At 65.2% G+C, this 5,823-nt stretch carries 6 protein-coding genes; 3 read left to right on the forward strand and 3 right to left on the reverse strand.

The features are described from left to right. Nucleotides 1-73: 73 nt before the first annotated feature. Nucleotides 74-1,516 carry an MFS transporter gene (locus B1964_RS29090; RefSeq protein WP_139765960.1) on the reverse strand — a complete coding sequence of 481 codons (1,443 nt, stop codon included), beginning with the start codon at nt 1,514-1,516 and terminating at the stop codon, nt 74-76. Between the two features lie 149 nt (nt 1,517-1,665). Between B1964_RS29090 and B1964_RS29095 the strand changes: the two genes are divergently transcribed. Beyond that, the gene (locus B1964_RS29095) at nt 1,666-2,271 is read left to right on the forward strand and encodes a helix-turn-helix domain-containing protein (RefSeq protein WP_079932264.1); all 606 of its coding nucleotides are present in this window, start codon (nt 1,666-1,668) and stop codon (nt 2,269-2,271) included. Here the strand turns inward: B1964_RS29095 and B1964_RS29100 are convergent. Beyond that, nucleotides 2,255-2,911, reverse strand: a complete 657-nt coding sequence (locus B1964_RS29100; RefSeq protein ID WP_172399012.1) for a TetR/AcrR family transcriptional regulator — start codon at nt 2,909-2,911, stop codon at nt 2,255-2,257. The genes B1964_RS29095 and B1964_RS29100 overlap by 17 nt on opposite strands. A gap of 87 nt (nt 2,912-2,998) precedes the next feature. On the opposite strand from B1964_RS29100, the gene B1964_RS29105 reads away from it, so the two are divergent. Together B1964_RS29105 and B1964_RS29110 are read left to right on the forward strand one after the other, a co-directional pair. Further along, on the forward strand, nt 2,999-3,790 hold the full coding sequence (locus B1964_RS29105; protein WP_079932266.1) for an SDR family oxidoreductase: 792 nt from the start codon (nt 2,999-3,001) through the stop codon (nt 3,788-3,790). A gap of 52 nt (nt 3,791-3,842) precedes the next feature. After that, nucleotides 3,843-4,247 carry an ester cyclase gene (locus tag B1964_RS29110; RefSeq protein WP_079932267.1) on the forward strand — a complete coding sequence of 135 codons (405 nt, stop codon included), beginning with the start codon at nt 3,843-3,845 and terminating at the stop codon, nt 4,245-4,247. 308 nt (nt 4,248-4,555) lie between these two features. Here B1964_RS29110 and B1964_RS29115 read toward each other — a convergent pair whose 3' ends face one another. After that, nucleotides 4,556-5,818 carry an IS256 family transposase gene (locus tag B1964_RS29115; RefSeq protein ID WP_253194266.1) on the reverse strand — a complete coding sequence of 421 codons (1,263 nt, stop codon included), beginning with the start codon at nt 5,816-5,818 and terminating at the stop codon, nt 4,556-4,558. Nucleotides 5,819-5,823 lie beyond the last annotated feature (5 nt).

Genomic DNA, 5,823 nt, shown 5'->3' on the forward strand with positions numbered 1-5,823 from the left:
CCGCCACCCCGAACATACACAACACATTTCACGAGACATCAAAAAGCCGATCGGTGGATCGAGGTTCAGGCCCTCAAGACTGGGGTCGACCTGTTCGCTTCCCTGCGCTTGTGGTTGCGGCAGTGGCCAGCAGGATGAGGCCGACACCGCAGGCGGCGACGATGAGCCATCCCGGGGCCAGCACCCCGGAAAGCTCGGCCGATCTGACATCGCTCGCAGGTGTCAACGCCGAGCCGAGCAATCCTCCGGCCACGGCGATACCGACGGCGGCACCGACCTGCCGGGCGGTCGACGTGATGCCGCCGGCCACACCGGCCCGCTCGGCTGGGAGACTGCTCACCGCGGTGTTGGTGATGGGCGCGTTCGCGAAACCGATACCGACCCCGAACAACGCGTACGCCACCAGCAGCAGCAGAACCGACACGTCACCGTCACCGAACAATGACCCGGTGGCCATCCAAGCGAGCAAACCACCGGCGGCCATGAAGCCACCAGCGATGAACAGCGGCCTGCGCGGGCCCCTCGAAGCGACCATCCGGCCCGAGAGTGGTGCACAGACCGTCGCGCCCGCGGCTATGGGAAGGACGGCCAGGCCCGTCGCCATGGGCGCCCAGCCGCGTCCCACCTGGAAGTAGAACGTGGTGAACAACAGGGTCATCGAGATCGAGACAAATACGGCCAAGGCCCCGAGGACGGCCGCGGTGAACTCGGGTTGACCGAATGCCGAGAGGTCGATCAGCGGCGCGGAGCGGCGTGTCTCCACACCGATGAAGACACCCGCCCCAACGACGAGACCCGCATAGATCGCCAGCATCGGCGGCGCGGTCCACCCGACATGTGGCCCTTCGATGAGTGCGCCGACGCCGAGCGCGAGCAGGGCAATCAGCAGGAGCTGACCGGCCGGATCGAGACGCCGTGTCCGCACACCGTGCGACTCCGGCACCACCGTCAGCACAGTGACCAGGGCTACGAGCACCAGCGGCACGTTGATCCAGAACACCGATCGCCACTCGAAGTTGTGGAGCAGCACGCCACCGAGCACGGGCCCGGCGGCCATGCTCAGCCCGAATACCGACGCCCACACGCCGATCGCCCTGGCCCGTTCGCGTGGATCCGGCGTCGCCGCCACGACGATGGCCAACGCGACCGGACTCAGCATGGACGCTGACAGCCCCTGCAGCGCACGGGCCGCGATCAGCACACCCGCGTTCGGTGCCAGCGCGCACAACAGCGATGTCACACCGAACCCGATCAGGCCGATCAGGAACACCCGACGTCGACCGAATCGGTCGGCGATGGCACCCGAGGTGATCAACAGGCTTGCGAACACGATCGTGTAGGCGTCGACGACCCACTCCAGTCCGCGGGCGCCGATCGCCAGACCGTCACCAATAGATGGCAGAGCAACATTGACGATCGTGGTGTCGAGCCCTACGAGGAACAGACTCGACGCGCACACCACGAGCACCAACCGGCGTCTGGATGCGCTGAGGACATCGGACTCGGCAGTGGACACAGGCGAACCCCCTTGGACCACTGTCTCGTGGTCTGGATGCGTGAACAGAACGACGTGAGTGTGCACTGGCCACTTCAGCGATCCGCAGCGTTCTTGCAGAAACCGCAAACAATCCGGCCGTGCCACACACAGGCCGTCACACTTGAGCGGTGAACCGTGACGCACCGCCGACACCCGATGCCGATGTCACCGCGATCCTGGACGCCATCGGACCACGGTTGCGCCGGCTCCGACAGCAACGCCGGCTCTCCCTGGAAACGGTCGCGAACGACGCCGGACTCACTGCCAGCACGTTGTCACGTCTCGAGGTCGGCAAGCGACGGCCGACGCTGGACCTGCTCATCCCGCTGGCCGGGGTCTACCGCGTCTCACTGGACCAACTCATCGCCCCACCGCCCAGCGGCGATCCGCGGGTGCACCTGACGCCCTTCCGACACGACACCGGCAGCGTCGTCATCCCCCTGACCGGCTATCCGGGACGGATTCAGGTGTTCAAGCAGGTGCTCTCCCCTCGCGCACTGAAGCTCGTCACCCATCCGGGCTACGAATGGCTCTACGTCCTGGCCGGGACGCTGCGCGTCATCGTCGCAGAGCGCGACGAGATACTCACGGCGGGCGAGGTCGCCGAATTCGATACCGCAGAACCCCACTGGTTTGGCCCGGCGGACAACTCAACCGTCGAGATCCTGCACTTGTTTGGACCGCACGGTGACCAGCCGGTGCGGTGGTCTGAAGGACTCACGCACCACCCGTAGGCGCCAGGCCCGCAACCACCATCGCACCGAGCGCTTGCGCACCCGACGCAAACGGCTCGGTACCGTCCTCGGTCAGCGTGTCATGCAACGCTTTCAGTCCGTCGAAGGCGCCGATCAAGGCGATGGCGACGCTCACCGAGTCGAGATCGGCCCGCACCTCCCCGCGCTCCTGGGCTTCGCCGACTACTGCGCCGACAAGATCGACCCATTCCTGGTTCACCTCGGCCACCCGTCGACGAACCGGACTGTCCTGTCCCAGGTCGGTGAGGTTACGGGTCAGTTTCGACACCGCCCACACCGTCGGGTCGTCTCGGTGAATGGTGAGCATCGTCGGCAGCAGCGCCTCCAGACGACGACCTGCGGGGACGCTCGACAAGGCGCTGCGCACTTTGCTGACCCACTCACGGTTCTTGTCCTCCAGGACCGCCAGCGCCAGCGACTCCTTGCTGTCGAAATGAAAATAGACGGCTCCCTTGGTGAGGCCGGTGGCGTCGACCAGTACTGACATCCGTGCGTTGTCGTAGCCCAGGTCGGCGAAGACCGTCGCTGCCGAGTCGACGATGTGCGCTCGGGTACTCGCCCCCTTGGCCGTCGGTCCCGCAGGTCGTCCCACAGTCCTGCCTGACTGTCTGTTCGTCATCGGTACCCCTTCTTGCGCATTCAGCTCCGATAGTTCATCATACATTTGACATACCGCCCAGTCGGTTTATTTATTGAAGGAGAATCCATGTCCGACTTCGCAGACGCACTGTTGCGCGAAAAGACGGTGCTCGTCACCGGCGCGTCATCCGGGATCGGGCGCGCTTTTGCCCAGCGCGCATCCGCCCACGGCGCGCGACTGGTCCTGGTCGCTCGCCGCACCGACGTGCTGAACACGCTCGCCAAGGAACTACACGCATCGCACGGCACCGACGTGCGCGTGATCTCCGGTGATCTGTCCCGCCCCGGCGCCGGGACCACATTGTTCAATGACGTTGTCGCACAAGGCCTGAGTGTCGACGTCCTGGTGAACAATGCGGGAGTCGGCGCCCACGGGGATCTGGTGACGGCCAACTCAGCCGACATCGTCTCCCAGATCCAACTGAACGTGACCACCCTCGCCGAACTCACCACGTTGTTCCTGCCGGCGATGACGGCCAGAGGCAGCGGCACGGTGATCAACATCGCCAGTACCGCGGCGTTCCAGCCAATCCCCCACATGGCGGTCTACGGCGCGACGAAGGCGTTCGTCCTTTCCTTCACCAGGGCGCTGTGGGCAGAGACCAAGTCGACCGGCGTCCGCGTCATCGCCGTATGTCCAGGTGCCACAGATACAGAATTCTTCGACATCGTCGGCGAGGCCGCATCCGTGGGGCGGCGACGCACTCCCGACGACGTGGTGGACACGGCGTTGCGCGCCTTGCGTCGCCACCGACCCGATGTCGTCGACGGATTCTCCAACGCCGCACTCGCCGCCCTGAGTACCCGACTGCCCGCCAGGGTCGCCATCGCGGCGGCCGAACGGTCCGTACGCCCCTGAAGCAAGTGACCAGTTTCCACCAACGATCGACAAACGAAAGAAGTACCAACACATGTACATTCACGACTTTGCTGTAGCCGCAGCTGCCGCGGTCAACGCCCACGATCCTGCCGCAGTACTCACACTGTGGGCAGAACCCGCCGCCTATAACTCGCCCCTCACCGGACCCCAGGCCGGACTCGACGCATTGCGTTCGCGCGAAGAATCGCTCTTCGGTGCGTTCAGCGACCTCCGCGCCACCATCACGCCGCTGGGTCAGGAAGGACTCACCGGTGCGATGTTGGTGAGGTTCGACGGCACGCACGACGGCCTTTATGCGGGATTGCCTGCCACGGGCAACACGATCGCGCTGGAGATGGTCGCCATCGTCGACTTCGACGAGAACGGCAAAGTGGTCAGCGAACGTGTCATCCTCGACACCGCCGATATTGCAGCCCAGCTGACCCCATTGAGCTGAATTCTTCTCGTCCCCCCAGAGCTGCCATCCGAAGGCGGCCGATCACGCTCGAAGACGAGGAGAGTCGCTGCGACCCGGCGTCGACGATCGGTTCAAAACGACGTCGCTATTCGCGACATGAACTGTGCCACGCACATCACCAGGCCGCGGTAGCCCGCCTCTACCAGCGGCACGAGGAGTGGCATCTCACGACTGAGCACTCGCTATCGGGCCAGCGGCGCCGATATCCCCTTCGGCGGGCGATCGGGACTGCGAGGTCAAGTCCTTTGGCGTGGTGTATGGGTTGATCCTTCGTTCGGGCGTGTCGGTTAGGTGAGTGCGGGTACCTCCTGGGTGGTGTCGGGTGTGGTGGTCGTGGTGGTGGTGCGGGCTTTGGTCAGGACCTCGAGGCCGAGGTAGCGGCGGCCTTCGATCCATTCGTCGTGTTGTTCGGCCAGGACGGCTCCGACGAGGCGGATCACGGAGTTGCGGTCTGGGAAGATTCCGACGACGTCTGTGCGCCTGCGTATCTCGCGGTTGAGTCGTTCGTTGGGGTTGTTCGACCAGATCTGGCGCCAGAGCTCTTTGGGGAAAGCGGTGAACGCCAGCACATCCGCGCGAGCGGCGTCGAGGTGGGCGTGCACGGCGGGCAAAGTCTCGGCGAGGGTGTCGAGCATTTTGTCGTACTGGGCAGCCACCGCGGCGGGGTCGGGTTGGTCGTAGACCGAGTGCAGCATCGCCTTGACCCCGGGCCACGCGGCTTTCGGGCACACACTCATCAGGTTGGCTGCGTAGTGGGTGCGGCACCGCTGCCAGCTCGCACCGCCCAGGGTGGCCGCAGCGGCCTCCACGAGCCCGGCGTGGGCATCGGAGGTGACCAGTTCGACCCCCGACAGGCCCCGGGCGGTCAGGTCGCGGAAGAACGCCAGCCAGCCGGCGTGGGTTTCGCCGGTGGCGATCTGCACCCCGAGTACCTCGCGGTGCCCGTCGGCGTTGACGCCGGTGGCCACCATCACCGACGCAGTAATCACCCGCCCACCTTCACGCACTTTCATCGTCAAAGCGTCCGCGGCGACGAACGTGTACGGTCCGGAATCCAAAGGGCGGGTGCGGAACTGATCAACCTTCTCGTCCAGGTCGGCGGCCATCACCGACACCTGTGACTTCGACAGACCAGTGATCCCCAGCGACTGGACCAGCTTGTCCATCCGCCGGGTCGACACACCGAGCAGGTAACAGGTGGCCACCACCGAACACAACGCGGCCTCAGCCCGGCGGCGCCGTTCGAGCAGCCAGTCCGGGAAATAGGTGCCCGCCCGCAGTTTCGGGATCGCGACGTCGATGGTGCCCGCCCGGGTATCGAGCTCGCGGTGGCGATAGCCGTTGCGGGAGTTGACCCGTTCGGTGCTGCGGGAGTTGTAGCCGGCCCCGCACACCGCGTCGACATCGGCGGAAAGCAGCGCGTTGATGAACGTCGTCAGCATCTTGAGGTTCCCCAGTTTGAGTGGACACCCGAGATAGTGGGGCTGTGGGCCCTGCTGGAAGGATGTCACTATGTCGAGGACGCGTCGGTCGTTTACGCCTGAGTTCAAGGCGG

The organism is Gordonia sp. i37 (assembly GCF_002043085.1).
Classification (GTDB): Bacteria; Actinomycetota; Actinomycetes; order Mycobacteriales; family Mycobacteriaceae; genus Gordonia; species Gordonia polyisoprenivorans.